The sequence below is a fragment of the Bradyrhizobium sp. Cp5.3 genome (assembly GCF_000426265.1).
Classification (GTDB): domain Bacteria; phylum Pseudomonadota; class Alphaproteobacteria; order Rhizobiales; family Xanthobacteraceae; genus Bradyrhizobium; species Bradyrhizobium neotropicale.
In genome coordinates this window covers 235694-251626 of the sequence record NZ_KE384515.1, presented here as the reverse complement: position 1 = coordinate 251626, position 15933 = coordinate 235694, and the positions used below count along the sequence as shown (strand labels likewise).

13 protein-coding genes and 1 pseudogene are annotated in these 15933 nt (G+C 62.8%); 9 read left to right on the top strand and 5 right to left on the bottom strand.

Annotated elements, in window-relative coordinates; genetic code table 11:
* The first annotated feature begins 193 nt into the window (after nt 1–193).
* Genes K289_RS0142080 through K289_RS0142070 form a run of 3 tightly spaced genes read left to right on the top strand, consistent with a single transcriptional unit; the run spans nt 194 to nt 4862 of the window.
* Complete coding sequence (locus K289_RS0142080) at nt 194–1993, top strand: FAD-dependent oxidoreductase (protein WP_027556767.1); 1800 nt, start codon at nt 194–196, stop codon at nt 1991–1993.
* Nucleotides 1963–3810 (top strand): 2-oxoacid:acceptor oxidoreductase subunit alpha, encoded by a 1848-nt coding sequence (locus tag K289_RS0142075; protein ID WP_027556766.1) that lies wholly within the window; start codon nt 1963–1965, stop codon nt 3808–3810. Before K289_RS0142080 ends, K289_RS0142075 begins: the two co-directional genes overlap by 31 nt.
* Nucleotides 3807–4862 (top strand): 2-oxoacid:ferredoxin oxidoreductase subunit beta, encoded by a 1056-nt coding sequence (locus tag K289_RS0142070; protein WP_027556765.1) that lies wholly within the window; start codon nt 3807–3809, stop codon nt 4860–4862. Before K289_RS0142075 ends, K289_RS0142070 begins: the two co-directional genes overlap by 4 nt.
* Here the strand turns inward: K289_RS0142070 and K289_RS0142065 are convergent, their stop codons facing one another.
* Both K289_RS0142065 and K289_RS0142060 read right to left on the bottom strand, forming a co-directional pair.
* A complete protein-coding gene (locus tag K289_RS0142065) occupies nt 4863–5312 on the bottom strand; it encodes a DUF4399 domain-containing protein (protein WP_027556764.1) in 450 nt (149 codons plus the stop codon).
* A 17-nt stretch (nt 5313–5329) separates the two neighbouring features.
* Nucleotides 5330–6886, bottom strand: coding sequence for an SUMF1/EgtB/PvdO family nonheme iron enzyme (locus tag K289_RS0142060; RefSeq protein WP_027556763.1), 1557 nt, complete (start codon nt 6884–6886; stop codon nt 5330–5332).
* 322 nt (nt 6887–7208) lie between these two features.
* On the opposite strand from K289_RS0142060, the gene K289_RS0142055 reads away from it, so the two are divergent.
* The 6 genes and pseudogenes from K289_RS0142055 (at nt 7209) to K289_RS0142030 (ending at nt 10126) form a co-directional block, all read left to right on the top strand.
* Nucleotides 7209–7832, top strand: a complete 624-nt coding sequence (locus K289_RS0142055; protein ID WP_027556762.1) for a hypothetical protein — start codon at nt 7209–7211, stop codon at nt 7830–7832.
* Between the two features lie 74 nt (nt 7833–7906).
* Nucleotides 7907–8354: pseudogene (locus tag K289_RS47455) on the top strand (DsrE family protein).
* A 254-nt stretch (nt 8355–8608) separates the two neighbouring features.
* Nucleotides 8609–8932 carry a helix-turn-helix transcriptional regulator gene (locus K289_RS0142045; RefSeq protein WP_027556761.1) on the top strand — a complete coding sequence of 108 codons (324 nt, stop codon included), beginning with the start codon at nt 8609–8611 and terminating at the stop codon, nt 8930–8932.
* Nucleotides 8929–9360, top strand: a complete 432-nt coding sequence (locus tag K289_RS0142040) for an SRPBCC domain-containing protein (RefSeq protein WP_027556760.1) — start codon at nt 8929–8931, stop codon at nt 9358–9360. Before K289_RS0142045 ends, K289_RS0142040 begins: the two co-directional genes overlap by 4 nt.
* A gap of 51 nt (nt 9361–9411) precedes the next feature.
* Nucleotides 9412–9633 carry a hypothetical protein gene (locus K289_RS0142035; protein ID WP_027556759.1) on the top strand — a complete coding sequence of 74 codons (222 nt, stop codon included), beginning with the start codon at nt 9412–9414 and terminating at the stop codon, nt 9631–9633.
* A gap of 34 nt (nt 9634–9667) precedes the next feature.
* Nucleotides 9668–10126, top strand: coding sequence for a DUF1801 domain-containing protein (locus tag K289_RS0142030; protein ID WP_027556758.1), 459 nt, complete (start codon nt 9668–9670; stop codon nt 10124–10126).
* 16 nt (nt 10127–10142) lie between these two features.
* On the opposite strand, the gene K289_RS0142025 is transcribed toward K289_RS0142030, so the two are convergent.
* Genes K289_RS0142025 through K289_RS0142015 form a run of 3 tightly spaced genes read right to left on the bottom strand, consistent with a single transcriptional unit; the run spans nt 10143 to nt 14911 of the window.
* Nucleotides 10143–11678 carry a SpoVR family protein gene (locus K289_RS0142025; protein ID WP_027556757.1) on the bottom strand — a complete coding sequence of 512 codons (1536 nt, stop codon included), beginning with the start codon at nt 11676–11678 and terminating at the stop codon, nt 10143–10145.
* Complete coding sequence (locus K289_RS0142020; protein ID WP_027556756.1) at nt 11675–12949, bottom strand: YeaH/YhbH family protein; 1275 nt, start codon at nt 12947–12949, stop codon at nt 11675–11677. The genes K289_RS0142025 and K289_RS0142020 overlap by 4 nt, the downstream gene beginning before the upstream one ends.
* A gap of 18 nt (nt 12950–12967) precedes the next feature.
* The gene (locus K289_RS0142015; protein ID WP_027556755.1) at nt 12968–14911 is read right to left on the bottom strand and encodes a PrkA family serine protein kinase; all 1944 of its coding nucleotides are present in this window, start codon (nt 14909–14911) and stop codon (nt 12968–12970) included.
* Between the last annotated feature and the right edge of the window lie 1022 nt (nt 14912–15933).

Genomic DNA, 15933 nt, shown 5'->3' with positions numbered 1-15933 from the left:
CGCGCGGCCGTTAATGCTGTCCGCGCGTATCTCCTATGAAAGCTGGAGATCGCGGAAATTTGCCGTTGTGCTTCGGAATGGTTCTAATAAGCTAACCGTATGATCCAATTTAAAAACCAGATCGACGCGCATTAAGCGTTCGCCAAGCTCAAGAAGGCCGCCGGGTCTCTGAGCCTGTGCGGACAGGGTAGGAATGAAACCGACCGATATCGCGGCCCCCGACTACTTTCACAAGGTAGTCGATTGCCAGTGGGCCTGTCCTGCGCACACCCCAGTTCCCGAATACATCCGACTGATCGCACAAGGCCGCTACAGCGACGCCTACATGATCAATTGGAAATCGAACGTGTTCCCCGGTATCCTGGGACGCACTTGCGATCGTCCATGCGAGCCGGCGTGCCGCCGCGGACGCGTCGAGGAGACGCCGGTGGCGATCTGCCGCCTCAAGCGCGTCGCCGCCGATTTCAAGGACGACATCAAGCAGCGCCTGCCGCATCCCGCCGCGAAGAACGGCAAGCGCATCGCGCTGGTCGGCGGCGGTCCGGCCTCGCTGACGGTGGCGCGCGATCTGGCGCCGCTCGGCTACCACTGCACCGTGTTCGATGCCGACCCCGAAGCCGGCGGCATGATGCGCACGCAGATCCCCAAGTTCCGCCTGCCGAATTCCGTCATCGACGAGGAGACCGGCTACATCCTGGGCCTCGGCGTCGAATTCAAGGGCGGTCATCGCATCGAGAGCATGAAGGCCCTGCTCGCGGAGAAATATGATGCGATCTTCGTCGGCTCGGGCGCGCCGCGCGGCCGCGAGCTCGACATTCCCGGCCGCAAGGAAGCAGCGGCGAACATCCACATCGGTATCGACTGGCTGTCCTCCGTCTCGTTCGGCCATACTGACAAGATCGGCAAGCGCGTGATCGTGCTCGGCGGCGGCAACACCGCGATGGACTGCTGTCGCACCGCGCGCAGACTCGGCGGCGAGAGCGTCAAGGTGATCGTCCGCTCCGGCTTCGAGGAGATGAAGGCCTCGCCCTGGGAGAAGGAAGATGCGCTCCACGAGGACATCCCGATCCTCAACTTCCTCGTTCCCGTCGCCTTCATCCACGACAACGGCAAGCTCACCGGCGTCACCTTCCAGAAGGTGAAGGCGGAATACGACGCCAAGGGCCGCCGCAGTCTCGTCCCGTCGGGTGAGCCCGACCAGACCATCGAATGCGACGACGTGCTGGTCGCGGTCGGCCAGGAGAACGCCTTCCCCTGGATCGAGCAGGACTGCGGCATCGAGTTCGACAAGTGGCACATGCCCACGGTCGATCAGAAGACTTTCGTTTCGACCAATCCAAAAGTGTTCTTCGGCGGCGACGCCGCCTTCGGCCCGAAGAACATCATCTGGGCGGTGGCGCACGGCCACGACGCCGCGCTGTCGATCCACCGGATGCTCTCGGGCGAGGACATCACCGAGCGCCCGCTGCCGGACGTGCAGGTGTCCTCGCAGAAGATGGGCATCCACGAATGGAGCTATGACAACGACATCTCCATCGACAAGCGCTTCAAGGTGCCGCATCGCGACAAGATCGTCGCCCTGAAGGACATCCGCGCCGAGGTCGAGCTCGGCTACGACGTCAAGCTCGCGCTCGGCGAGGCGCATCGCTGCCTTAACTGCGACGTGCAGACCGTGTTCTCGACCGCGCTCTGCATCGAGTGCGATGCCTGCGCCGACATCTGCCCGATGGACTGCATCACCTTCACGGCGAACGGCGAGGAAAGCGATTTGCGCCAGCGTCTGAAGGCGCCCGCGCCGCATGCGGACCAGGACCTCTACGTCTCCTCCGACCTCAAGACCGGCCGTGTCATGGTCAAGGACGAGGACGTCTGCCTGCATTGCGGGCTGTGCGCCGAGCGTTGTCCCACCGGCGCCTGGGACATGCAGAAATATTTCATCGAAATGACCCACGCAGGATCATCATGTCCGACAAAAAGCCGATCAGCAGCGTAAACGACTTCGTCGTCCGCTTCGCCAATGTCAACGGCTCGGGGTCGGCGAGCGCCAACGAACTGTTCGCCCGCGCGATCCTGCGCCACGGCGTACCGGTGTCCCCGCGCAACATCTTCCCCTCAAACATCCAGGGCCTGCCGACCTGGTACGAGGTGCGGGTGACCGAAGCCGGCCATCTCGGGGCCCGCGGCGGCGTCGACATGATGGTGGCAATGAACCCGCAGACCTGGGACAAGGACGTCGCCGGCATCGAGCCGGGCGGCTATCTGTTCTACGATTCCACCAAGCCGATGCCGTCGACCAAATTCCGCGACGACATCACTGTGATCGGCGTGCCCCTGACCGCGATCACCAACTCGACCTATACCGATCCGCGCCAGCGCCAGCTGTTCAAGAACATCATCTATCTCGGCGCGCTCGCGGCGCTGCTCGACATGGACCCGAAGGTGATCGAGCAGCTGATCGGCGAGCAGTACAAGGGCAAGGAGAAGCTGCTCTCCTCCAACGTCCACGCGCTGCACCTCGGCCGCGACTGGGCGCTGCAGAACCTGAAATGCCCGATCGGGCTGCGTGTGAAGAAGTCCGACAAGGTCGGCGACCGCATCTTCATCGAGGGCAATAGCGCCGCCGCGCTCGGCGCCGTCTACGGCGGCGCCACCGTGTGCGCCTGGTATCCGATCACGCCGTCCTCGTCGGTGGCGGAGGCCTTCACCAGCCACTGCAAGAAGTACCGGCACGATCCCGAGACCGGCAAGGCGAAATACGCGATCGTGCAGGGCGAAGACGAGCTCGCCTCGATCGGCATCGTGATCGGCGCCTCCTGGAACGGCGCCCGCGCCTTCACCGCGACCTCCGGCCCCGGCATCTCGCTGATGACGGAGTTCATCGGCCTGTCCTACTTCGCCGAGATCCCGGCCGTGATCATGAACATCCAGCGCGCCGGCCCCTCGACCGGCATGCCGACGCGCACCCAGCAATGCGACATCATCGCCTGCGCCTACGCCTCGCATGGCGACACCAAGCATGTGCTGCTGTTCCCGGAAGATCCGGCGGAAGCGTTCGAGTTCGCGGCGGCCGCGTTCGATCTCGCCGAGCGGCTTCAGACCACGATCTTCCTGATGCTCGACCTCGACATCGGCATGAACCATCGCCTCTGCCGTCCGCTGAAGTGGGACGATTCGCGGCAATATGACCGCGGCAAGATCATGACCGCGGAGATGCTGGAGGAAGGCCGCGACTTCGGCCGCTATCTCGACGTCGACGGCGACGGCATCCCCTACCGCACCTATCCCGGCACGCATCCGACCAAGGGCTCCTACTTCACCCGCGGCACCTCGCGCGACCGCTATGCGCGCTACTCCGAGGAAGGCCCGGTCTACGCCGACAACATGCAACGCCTGGTGCGCAAGTTCGAGACCGCACAGGACCTCGTGCCGCGCCCGCTGCAGGCCAATGCGGAACGGCCGACCAAATACGGCGTGATCTATTTCGGCTCGACCTCGCCGGCGATGGACGAGGCGATCGGGCTCCTGGAAGCGCGCGGCCATCAACTCGATCGCCTGCGCATCCGCGCCTTCCCGTTCCACTCGAGCGTGGCGAGCTTCCTCGCCGAGCATGACTTCGTCTATGTGGTCGAGCAGAACCGCGACAGCCAGCTCCGTCAGCTCATCGTCAACGAGAACGGCATCGACCCGGTGCGGCTCGTGCCGATCGTGCATTACGACGGCTCGCCGATTACCGCCCGTTTCATCGCAAAAGCCATTGGCGACCACCAGGATCAGCTCAAGGTGACCCCGCTCCGCAAGGCCGTATCATGACCTACATTGCAAAGCCGAAATTTCATCATCCGGGCCTGAAGAAGAACGAGCTCGGCTACACGCACCGCGACTACGAGGGCAAGATCTCGACGCTGTGCGCCGGCTGCGGCCATGACTCGATCACCGCCTCAATCATCGAGGCCTGCTACGAACTGTCGATCGAGCCGCACCGGGTGGCGAAGATCTCCGGCATCGGCTGCTCGTCGAAGACGCCGGATTACTTCCTCGGCAATTCGCACGGGTTCAACTCCGTGCACGGCCGCATGCCGTCGGTTTTGACCGGCGCCAACCTCGCCAACCGCGACCTGATCTATCTCGGCGTTTCCGGCGACGGCGACTCCGCCTCCATCGGCTTCGGCCAGTTCGCGCATTCGATCCGGCGCGGCGTCAACATGACCTATATCGTCGAGAACAACGGCGTCTACGGCCTGACCAAGGGCCAGTTCTCGGCAACCGCCGACCGCGGCTCGAAGAGCAAGAAGGGCGTCACCAACACCGACAACGCCATCGACCTCGTCGCGATCGCCCTGCAATTGGGGGCCACCTTCGTGGCGCGCAGCTTCTCCGGTGACAAGACCCAACTCGTGCCGCTGATCGCCGCCGCGATCCGCCACAAGGGCGCGTCCTTCATCGACGTCATCAGCCCTTGCATCGCCTTCAACAACCACGCCGGTTCGACCAAGAGCTTCGACTATGTCCGCGAGCACAATGACGCCGTGAACCGGCTCGACGTGCTGGTCGGCCGCGATCCGATCGCCGTCGACTACGCGCCGGGCACGCTGCAGTTGGTCGAGCAGCATGACGGCAGCAGGATCGCGCTGCGCAAGATCGATGCAGACTACGATCCGCACGACCGGCTCGGTGCCCAGACGTTCCTGCAGAAGCACGCCGCCAAGGGGCAGATCGTCACCGGCCTGCTCTATGTCGATCCCGAGGCGGAAGACCTGCACGAGCATCTCAACACGGTCGAGACGCCACTCAACACGCTGGAAGCGGACACGCTCTGCCCGGGCTCGGCGGTGCTGGACAAGATCAACGCCAGCCTGCGGTGATCATTTGCTCCGCGCTGAAGCCAGCGGCCTGACGCGCACGGTGATCTTGTCCGACATGACGGGCGGGTCGAACGGATAGTGCTTGGCATCGCCCAGCACCAGCTGCAGCGTGTGCGTCCCGGGCGGGAGATCGAGCATGGTCTCGGTCTGCCCTGCCCCGAAGTGCAGATGCGACTTGTCCTGCGGGATCGGCTCCTTGGGATCGATGGGGTCGTTGGCGTCGACCAACAGGTGATGATGACCGGCGTTCTGATAGTCGTCGCCGGCATGCGTCACGCCCATGTTGCGCAGGCCGAACCGGACCCAGAACCCGCCGCGAACCTTCTGTCCGTCACGCGGGGTGATGAAATAGAGCTTTGCGTCCTTGGGAGCGGTCTTGCCCTGCGAATAGGCTGCGCCCGGGAGCAATGCGAGCGCCGTCGCCAGCGCGACGCAGTGAATGATTTTCATGAAACCTACTCCAGCACCTAAGGACTGAGCGCGACACGGAATCCATGCGTTGGATAACGAACATTGGTATCGTAGCCATCGCGGTTGGATGGACGCACATATCTCGAATCGTTCTTCCAGGAGCCCGAGCGCAAGACGTGCGATGAGCAGTCGCCGCCGGTCCATGCCGAGCCGTCGCCGGGCGCCGCCTGATAGGTCCTGTGCCAGCAATCCCCGACCCACTGATCGACGCCGCCGCCCATGTCGTAGAGCCCGAACGGATTGGGCTTGAAGCTGCCGACCTTCGCCGGCTGCTCGGCCGCAAGGTCACCGCAATCCTTGCATCCGGCCATGCCGAGCTGGAGCTTGTCGCCCCACCAATATTTGGTCTGCGTGCCGCCGCGCGCCGCATATTCCCATTCGGCTTCGCTCGGAAGCCGATACGACTTGTTCGTCGCCTGCGCGAGCCAGGCGGCATATTGCTGCGCGTCGGTCCAGCTCACATTGGCGACCGGCGCATCGTCCTTGCCGGTGGCGGTGAAAGAGCACGCCTTGGCAACGGCACATTCGTTCCACTCCTGCACCGTCACCGGATATTTGCCGATCGAGAACGGCTTGATCGTGACCTGGTGAACGGGACGTTCGGTCGGATCGTCATTGCTTCCCATCGCGAAGCTGCCGCCGCGAATGGCGATCATCTGGGGTTCGCGAACCGATGGCGCCGCCGGTTGGCCGGGCGACGGTGCGGGCGACGGAGGTGCCGACGCCAATGAGGGAGACGGTTGCGGCGTCTGCGTTGCCGCTTCGCGCGACGGGGGCTGCGGGCTCGGAGGCGCGGCCGGCGAAGGGCTCGGCGTGGCGGCCGGAGACGCGGTCGGCGCGGCAGCCTGCTCGCCCACCTTGCCGGACGGCTGCGCCAGCAGATACCAGAGCACGCCGGCGGCGATGATCAGCAGCGTGATGCCCAGGAAAAAGATCAGGGCGTTCTCGCGCCGGCTTCGCGTCCTGCCGACCGCATCTGCGTCGGGCAGCACGCGATAGACGCGCACGGGATCGGTGATGTTCTTGACCTTGCGGTCCCCGAGCGATTCATAGCCGCATACCACCTTGTGCTTGATCTGCTCGTAGATCGCGCCGGAGATGTAGACCTGACCGGGCTCGGCGATGCCTTCGAGGCGCGTGGCGATGTTGACGCCGTCGCCGTAAACATCGTCCGGCTCCACGATGACGTCACCGAGATTGACGCCGATCCGGTATTCGATCCGCGAATGCTTCGGAAGCGAGGCGTTGCGGCCGATCAGGTTCTGCTGGATGACGATGCTGCATCTGACAGCCTCGACGGGACTGTCGAAAATGGCGATGAAGCCGTCGCCCGTCGTCTTCACCAGCGTTCCATGGTGCTCGACGATGCTGGGCTCGATGAGATCCCGCTCGATCCGCTTGACGCGGACATGCGTGCCCTCCTCATCGGCCTGCATCAGGCGGCTGTAGGACGCGATGTCGCCGACAATGATCGCAGCGAGACGACGAGGCATCGCGCCGTGCGGGGGCGGCCCACCCTGATTTCCGGATTTGAAGTTGCGAATTTCGCCCATTGAGGGGGGACTCCACAAACTTGCAAAGGCGGCGCGAGCTTACGCTTCCGAAAAGCAATCGTCTGTGAAGGCTATCACATTGACGAACCGGGACAAAGTTGAAGGAACCTTGGACATCAAGTTCCCCAGGGCGAAAGCTCTCCACCGATTGAACTTTCTTGTCCCTGTCGGCGACTAAGGCGCTGGGTGGAACCAGCCAGATCACGCCGCCCGGCGACGACATGCCAGAGGGCCTGCGAGCGTTGAACGCGCCGCACCTGGCCCGCGTCTAACGGCCAACAGCTCCGTCCTGCTGTAAGGTTGTCACGCCCGCGAGGCCGTCATGAAGCTCTCTCTGTTTGCTACCCTCACCCTGGCTACGCTGACCGGCGCTGCTCACGCCGACGACGCCGACAAAGTGCGGGAAGCCACCAAGGCCGAGACCGACGCCTTCAATGCGCGGATCTATGCGGGGGCCCCTGGCGACAAGGCCTATGCCTGCTTCGTCCGTCGCTACGATGCCGAGCACCTTGCGCGGCATCCGAAGCAGAAGGTCGCCGCCATGAAGCTCCTGATTTCGGCGGAGTCCGACAACGAGGACAAGCAGCTCCATAATTCGTTCCGGTTCGGCTTCAAATACCGGCACCGCCCCGGTGATTTCGACTCCAGCGGCTCGTGCGGCAGCCACGTGCTGCTTCAGAACCACGACGGTGAAGTCCGGCTCGGCTGCGGCGTCGATTGCGAAGGGGGCGGGATCGAGGTGGCTCTGTCGAAGGACGACAAATCGGCCATCGTCCGGCTCGTGCAGATCCGGGTCTGGCAGAACAACAAGCCGGATGATGAGGCTGAGCAATCGCTGGTCGCCGGCGCCGACGACAAGATTTTCCGACTCGACCGCGCCGACACCAGCGAATGCGCTTCGCTCGTGACCGATCGCAAGGAACTCGCCGCGCTCCGCCACAAGTGATATCCGTCCGGCCATGTCAGGCGCACGATAAGCCGGAGCAAGCGAACAGACGCGCGCAGTCGAGGGAGACGGTCATGAACCGGCGCAGCATTTTGTGGAGCACAGTCTCAGCTCTTGGCGCGATATTCGCTGCCCGAGGCGCGAAGGCTGCAACGGAGGCGACTACGAGCGACAAGCTCAAGGTGGTTTATCACTTAAGCGACGCCGAGAAGGTCAACTTCGTGCTCGGCAACATCCAGAACCACATCGACGGCGTCGGCGGTCCGGAGCATGTGACGATCGCTGGTGATCCACGGGCCGGCGCTGAAGGCGTTTCACGCGGCGCAGGCCAATCCTGATATCAGCAAGCGGATCGGCGATTTCTCCAAGAACGGCGTCGAGCTCGCCGCCTGCGGCAACACGATGAAGGCGCAGAACGTCACGCTGAAAGATCTGCTACCCGGCTTCGTCAGCGCAGCGAAGGGCGGCGTGGTTCGTCTCGCCGAGCTGCAGTCGCAGGGATATCTCTACTTGCGGCCGTAGAGGATTACAGTTGCCACGAAAAATGGCCCCTCCCCCGCTTGCGAGGGAGGGTTGGGGAGAGGGTGTCTCCGCAATCGAGACCCCCCAAGAAGAGAGAGCACCGGCGCTTCGCGCCGATCTCTCCCGCAAGCGGGAGAGGTGAACGAGCCCGCGCATGCCTTCCGCTCCAAGCCGCCGACGTCTCCATCCCGCTTGACTTATCCATAACTCTACGGTTATGAGTTTATCCATAACTGACTGGTTATGGATTTTGGATGTCGAGCACGCCCGACCTGCTGTTCAAGACGCTCGCCGACCCGACCCGGCGGGCGATCTTCGAGCGGTTGTGCCGCGACGGGGAGCAGACGGTCAGGGCACTCACGGCCCGGTCCGGCGTTTCCCAGCCGGCGGTCTCAAAGCATCTCGGCGCGCTGAAGCTGGCCGGGCTCGTGCGCGACCGCCATGAGGGCCGCCAGACCCACTACAGCGCGCAGCCCGGCGCGCTGAATCCACTGATCGACTGGACCAGCCAGATGGCCGGATTCTGGCAGAACCGGCTCGACGCGCTGGAAGATCTCCTGAAGAGGATGGACCAATGACAGAAGCTGCGACCGAAATGCGATCCGTGATCATCGAACGCGAGATGGCGTTTCCGCCGGAACGGGTCTGGCGCGCGCTGACGCAGCCGCATCTGATCGAGGAGTGGCTGATGAAGAACGACTTCAAGCCGGTCGTCGGTCACAAGTTCAACCTTCGCGGCGAGTGGGGTGGCGTGCTGGATTGCGAAGTTCTCACCATCGAGCCGCAAAGGAGCCTCGCCTACACCTGGAATTTCACGCATGAGGACGCAGCGTTCGATCTCAGAAGCGTCGTGACCTTCACGCTCACGCCGAAGGGCGCGGGGACCCATCTGCGCGTCGAGCAGGCCGGCTTCAGCCCGACCCAGAAGCAGGCTTATGGCGGCGCCCATGCTGGCTGGAAGCAGTTCTTCGCAAAGCTCGAGGAGGTGCTGGCACGGACGGAGTGAGATCCACCGCACAGCATCTTTCTCACCAACTTCACTTCAGAGGAGGTCCCATTGACCTGGAATATGTGGATTCGACAGATCCATCGCTGGCTTTCGATTGCGTTCACGCTCGCGGTGATCGCGAACATCATCGCCATGACTCAACAGGTGCAGGCGCTCTGGGTCGGCCTCCTGGCGCTGGTGCCGCTGATCCTTCTGCTCGCGAGCGGCCTCTATCTCTTTGCGCTACCATATGTGACCAGCCGACGCACGGCGGGTGAAACCAGCCGGTGAGTTGGGCGAACAGGAAGTGGAGGCAAACGGGATCATGAAGAAGGCCGCAACAGCCGTGAAGAAAACCAGCGCGAAGGAAACGGACGCAACCTCAGCCTCCCATTTGATCGACGCCAAAATCCAGGAGCTCGGCGACTGGCGCGGCAAGATGCTCGCCCGGCTCCGGGCCTTGATCCGGGAGGCCGATCCTGACGTCGTCGAGGAAGTGAAGTGGCGCGGCGTTCCAGTGTGGTCGCACGACGGAATCATCTGCACGGGCGAGACCTACAAGGCCGCCGTGAAGATGACGTTCGCCAAGGGCGCCGCGCTGGAGGATCCCACGGGCCTCTTCAATTCCAGCCTCGAAGGGAATGTGCGGCGCGCCATCGATTTCCACGAGGGCGCGAAGATCGACGAAAAGGCGCTGAAGGCGCTCATTCGCGCCGCGGTGGCCCTGAACACGTCCAAGACCAAAGCCAAGACCAAAGCCAAATCCGTCAAGGCCTCGGCTTGAGGCCCTTGCGGTGGCCTCAGGCCGCCGCCGGCAGCGGTCGCGGGCTCACGACATATTCCCGCATGACCTTGTCGTTGGCATCGACCTCGATCAGCGAGACGTCATAGGTCCAGAGGTCGGCGAGATGCTGGAGCACCCGTTTGGCGTCGGTCTCGTTGAGCTGCGAGCCCTTGATGACGTGATGATGAAGGATCAACCGGCGATCGCCGGACAGATCGACGTCGACCACCTCGATATTGGCGTCGATGAAGCCGACATCATGCTGCCGCGCCAGCTCACGCCGGACCCGGCGGAAGCCACGTTCGTCGTGGATGGCATCGACGCGAATGCCGGCGCGCTCCTCGGGGTCATCGTGCAGATGGAACATGCGGAAGTGCCGCATCAGCTTGGGGCTCAGGAACTGGCCGATGAAGCTCTCGTCACGGTAGTTGGCCCAGACGTCGCGCAGCACGCCCATCACATCGTTCTTGCCGGCGATGTCCGGGAACCATTCGCGGTCCTCGTCCTCCGGCCTGGTGACGATGCGCTCGATGTCCTGCATCATGGCGAAGCCGAGCGCATAGGGATTGAAGCCGGAGAAGCGCTGATCGTCGAATTCGGGCTGGAACACCACGTTGGTGTGCGATTGCAGGAATTCGAGGAAATTGCCGTCGGTGATGCGGCCCTGCCGGTGCAGCGTGCTCATGATGCGATAGTGGACGTAGGTCGCCGTCCCCTCGTTCATCACCTTGGTCTGGCTCTGCGGGTAGAAATATTGCGCGATATGGCGGACGATGCGCAGCAGCTCGCGCTGCCACGGCGCCAGGCGCGGCGCGCTCTTCTCCAGGAAGTAGAGCAGGTTTTCCTGCGGCAGGCCGAGCAGCTTGCGCCGCCGTTCGATAGAGAGTGCAGACCGGCTCTTGGCCGCTCCCTTGGGCACGGTGCGCCAAAGGTCGTTGAAGACCTCCTCCTCGTGCTGGCGGCGCCGCCCTGCCCGCTTCTCCTCGGCACGCAGGTCCAGCTTCTTCTTGCCCGGGTAGCGGTCGATGCCGTGCGACATCAGCGCATGCGCGGCATCCAGCGTGCGTTCGACCTCGACGCGGCCGAAGCGCTCCTCGCAGCTCGCCACATAGTTCTTGGCGAAGTCGAGATAATCCAGAATGCCCTCGGCGTCGGTCCACTGCTTGAACAGATAATTGTTCTTGAAGAAATGGTTGTGGCCGAAGGCCGCGTGCGCGATCACCAGCGTCTGCATGGTCGCCGTGTTCTCCTCCATCAGGTAGGAGATGCAGGGCGAGGAGTTGATCACGATCTCATAGGCGAGCCCCATCAGGCCCTTGCGATAGGAGGCCTCGTGGAACGCGAAGTGCTTGCCGAACGACCAGTGCTTGTAGAACAGCGGCATGCCCACCGACGAATAGGCGTCCAGCATCTGCTCGGCAGTGATGACCTCGATCTGGTTCGGATAGACGTCGAGCCCGAGATCCTTCGTCGCCACCTCCTCGCAGGCATCGTGAATGCGCTGCAGGGTGCGGAAGTCCCAATCAGCGCCTTCGAACAAACGTTCCGTCATGGAGCGGCCTTCTCCTGGGTTTCGCGGCGCTGGAACAGGTCGTGGAACACCGGAAAAATCTCGCTGCGCTCGCTGACCTTGCGCATCGACAGCGGCGCGCCGGTGTTGCGCAGGCGATCGTAGAGCGTCCAGAGCGAGGAGTCGGACAGATCGAAGGCGCTGCCGCCGGACTCGCCGACCTCGAGATAGGCAAAGAACTGGCAGACCGGCAGGATCTTCTCCGTCAAGAGCATGCCGGCAAGCTCGCCGTCGGAATAGGAGTTGTCACCGTCGGAAGCCTGGGCCGCGTAGATGTTCCAGTCCGACGGATTGAAGCGCTCGCGCACGATGTCGCTCATGGCCTGGAGCGCGCTCGACACCAGCGTGCCGCCGGAGGCCGGACCGTAGAAGAAGGTCTGCTCGTCGACCTCCTCGGCGCGGTCGGTGTGGCGGATGAAGACGATCTCGACGTGCTTGTAGCGGCGCTTCAGGAAGACGTAGAGCAGCATGTAGAAGCGCTTGGCGAGGTCCTTCATGTGCTCGGACATCGAGCCGGAGACGTCCATCAGGCAGAACATCACGGCCTGCGCGACGGGCTTCGGCACCGTCTCGAAGCGGCGGTAGCGGATGTCGAGCGGGTCGATGAAGGGAATGCGCTTGGATTTCGCCTTGAGCTTTTCGAACTCGGCGACGAGCTCCGCGCGCTTCTCCTCATCGGTGCATTCGGCGATCCGAGCCTCCAGCTCGTCCATCTCGCTCTTGCGGGGACGCCTGAGCGCGATGCGGCGTGCGAGTGCAAGCTGAACGGTTCGGCTGATCGAGATGTTGGCGGGCGAGCCCGAGGTGGTGTAGCCGGCGCGCTGGACGCCTTCGCTCTCGGTCTCCGCGATCTTGCGCTTGGCGAGATCAGGAAGCTCGAGGTCGTCGAGGAAGAGATCGACGAACTCGTCGCGGCTCAGCACGAAGCGGAAGGCGTCTTCGCTGTCGCCTTCGCCGGGACCGGAATCCTTGGCGCTGCCCTGGCCGGATCGAGGGAGGTAGTCGCCCTCGATGAACTTCTTGTTGCCGGGCAGCACCATGTCGCGCGTGCCGCCCTCGCGGCGGAAACGCGGCTCGTGCATGCCGTCCAGCGGGATCGAGACCTCACCACCCTCCAGGACGTCCTTGATGTCGCGTTCCTGCGAGGTCTTCTTGACGGCGCCCTGCACCAGCGATTTGGCCCGACGCAAGAACCGCTGACGGTTCTCAAGACTCTTGCCGCCTGGATTCAGGCGCCTGTCAATGATGTGAATGGCCACTTTCTCATCCGCCTAACCGGCTTGCTTCACACGCATGTACCATTCGACCAGCCGGCGAACCTGACGCTCGGTGTAGCCGCGCTCCACCATGCGTGCGACGAACTCGCCGTGCTTCTTCTCCGTCTCGCCGTCCTTTTTCGATCCGAACGAGATGACCGGAAGCAGGTCCTCGACCTGGGAGAATATCCGCTTTTCGATCACGTCGCGAATCTTCTCGTAGGAGGTCCAGGTCGGATTTTTGCCGCTGTTCTGGGCCCTTGCCCGTAACGAGAACTTGACCACCTCGTTCCGGAAATCCTTCGGATTGGCGATGCCGGCCGGCTTCTCGATCTTGGTCAATTCCTGGTTCAACAGTTCGCGATCCAGCAGCTGGCCCGTGTCGGGATCCTTGAAGTCCTGATCCTCGATCCACGCATCTGCGTAGTCGACGTAACGGTCGAACAGGTTCTGGCCGTAGTCGGTGTAGGACTCCAGATAGGCCTTCTGGATCTCGTTGCCGATGAATTCGGCGTAGCGCGGCGCGAGTTCCGCCTTGATGAATTCGAGATAGCGCTTCTCGGTCTCCTCCGGCAGCTGCTCGCGGCGGATCGCCTGTTCGAGCGCGTACATCAGGTGAACGGCGTCGGCAGCGACCTCCTGCGGATCGTGGTTGAAGGTCGCAGCCAGGATCTTGAAGGCGAAGCGTGTGGAGACGCCGTCCATCCCCTCGTCGACGCCGGCGGCATCACGATATTCCTGGACGCTGCGCGCCTTCGGATCGGACTCCTTCAGGCTTTCGCCGTCATAGACCCGCATCTTGCCGAACAGGGTGGAGTTCTCGTGCCTGCGCAAACGCGACATCACCGAGAACCGCGCCATCGTCTCCAAGGTCGACGGCGCGCACGGCGCCGACGCCAGCTCGGAGCCCTGGATCAGCTTCTCGTAGATCTTCTGCTCTTCGGTGACCCGCAGCACGTACGGCACCTTGATGACGCAGACGCGATCGATGAAGGCTTCGTTGTTCTTGTTGGACTTGAAGCTCTGCCATTCAGCCTCGTTTGAATGCGCGAGGATGATGCCAGCGAAGGGAATCGCGCCGATATTTTCCGTGCCTATATAGTTGCCCTCCTGCGTTGCCGTGAGCAGCGGGTGCAGCATCTTGATCGGCGCCTTGAACATCTCGACGAATTCGAGAATGCCCTGGTTCGAGCGATTGAGGCCGCCCGAATAGCTGTAGGCGTCAGGATCGTTCTGCGCGTAGGTCTCGAGCTTGCGGATGTCGACCTTGCCAACGAGGGATGAAATGTCCTGATTGTTTTCGTCACCGGGTTCGGTCTTCGAGACTGCAATCTGCCGCAACCGCGACGGCTGGATCTTGGCGACGCGGAACTGCGAGATGTCGCCGCCGAAGGCTTCGAGCCGCTTGAAGCACCACGGGCTCATCAGGCCGGTGAGACGCCGGCGCGGAATGCCGTACTTCTCTTCCAGGATCGGCCCGAGTTGATCGGGGTCGAACAGGCTGAGCGGACTTTCGAACACCGGGCTCAACTCGTCGCCCGCCTTGAGCACGTAGATCGGCTGCACTTCCATCAGCGACTTTAGCCGCTCGGCGAGCGAGGACTTGCCGCCGCCGACCGGGCCGAGCAGATAGAGGATCTGCTTGCGCTCTTCGAGACCTTGCGCGGCGTGGCGGAAGAAACCAACGATGCGCTCGATCGTTTCCTCCATTCCGTAGAAGCCGGCGAAGGCCGGATAGGTGCGTATCGTACGATTCAAAAAGATACGGCCAAGGCGTGGGTCCTTGGCCGTGTCGATCGTCTGTGGTTCACCAATCGCAGCTAGTAGTCGTTCCGCCGCATTCGCGTATTTCATGGGATCGCTTCGACACGATTCCAGATATTCCGCCATCGACATGTCGTGCTGGCTTCTCGCCTCGAACGACCGAGCGAAAGCGTTGAATAGAGAATCGTTGTACATGATCCCTCTCCGCATGAGTTCCGCTACACAAGCTGAAACGAAAGCAGTTGCCGGACCGTTCCTCAACGCCCGTTTCGAATCAGCGTGAGCACATGACGATCATTGGACACCCTGGCCCCTTCTCCATGCAACGCACAACGTAGGCATTCGGGTGGGTTACGAACAGGCACTTGCCTGTTATTTATGCGAATCTATACCTGTACTCGCTAATTTCCAGCAAATGTCGCCTCACCGCAACATCCGGGCATTACCGGGGATCGTTCATCCGGCACCGCAGCATAGAGGTCGACCAACGGCAGCTTTGTGACGCTCCTGCGGCGAAGCCATGCGCTCCACAATTGCGCGCTCGCCGCAACGCGGCGCATGAATCGCTCGCAGCGTCGGCGCGCAGCTCTGTATCAAAATCGGTCGTCAGCGCGTCCGGGGCAATGACAAGAGCGTCAGCACAACCAGCTTGCGGCCACGGCATTCCTCAGCCGAAACATCCGCGATCGAGTCCAAGAGCAGAAATTCATTGCCGATGCGGAGGTCCGCGATGCCGTCCGAAAATCGACGGCGAGCCGCGCCGCGCGAGATGACCGCCACGTCTGCCGCGACAAGCAACCGACGTCGGACGCACATTGACCGATTTTGAAATCGCACAAATCCATCCACGCCGGCCGCGCCGGCCAATTACGAACGGCCAGCGACAGTCGTCTGAATGCGCGCGGATACCTTACCCCAGCACGGTCGTTCATGGCCGAGCCAACACGGCACGCCTCGCGGGCAAAGCCCCGCTGACGACACTCCGCTCAGCACCCGGCCGACGCTACGCAGCAACACTTCGACCGAACAATGCCGGCCAAGCACTTTTACGCAACCGAGCAACCCGTCCGGATCGCCATGATCTCAACGGAGTTTACCCAGAGTATGACACCCACACCCTTGATTGGTTCCCTCCCGGGAGCATGTGAGCTAGAGAATAGCGCGTCAGGACCGCCGCGGGAACCCCTCGCCCGCAGGCTTGGAGAGAAATAGACACC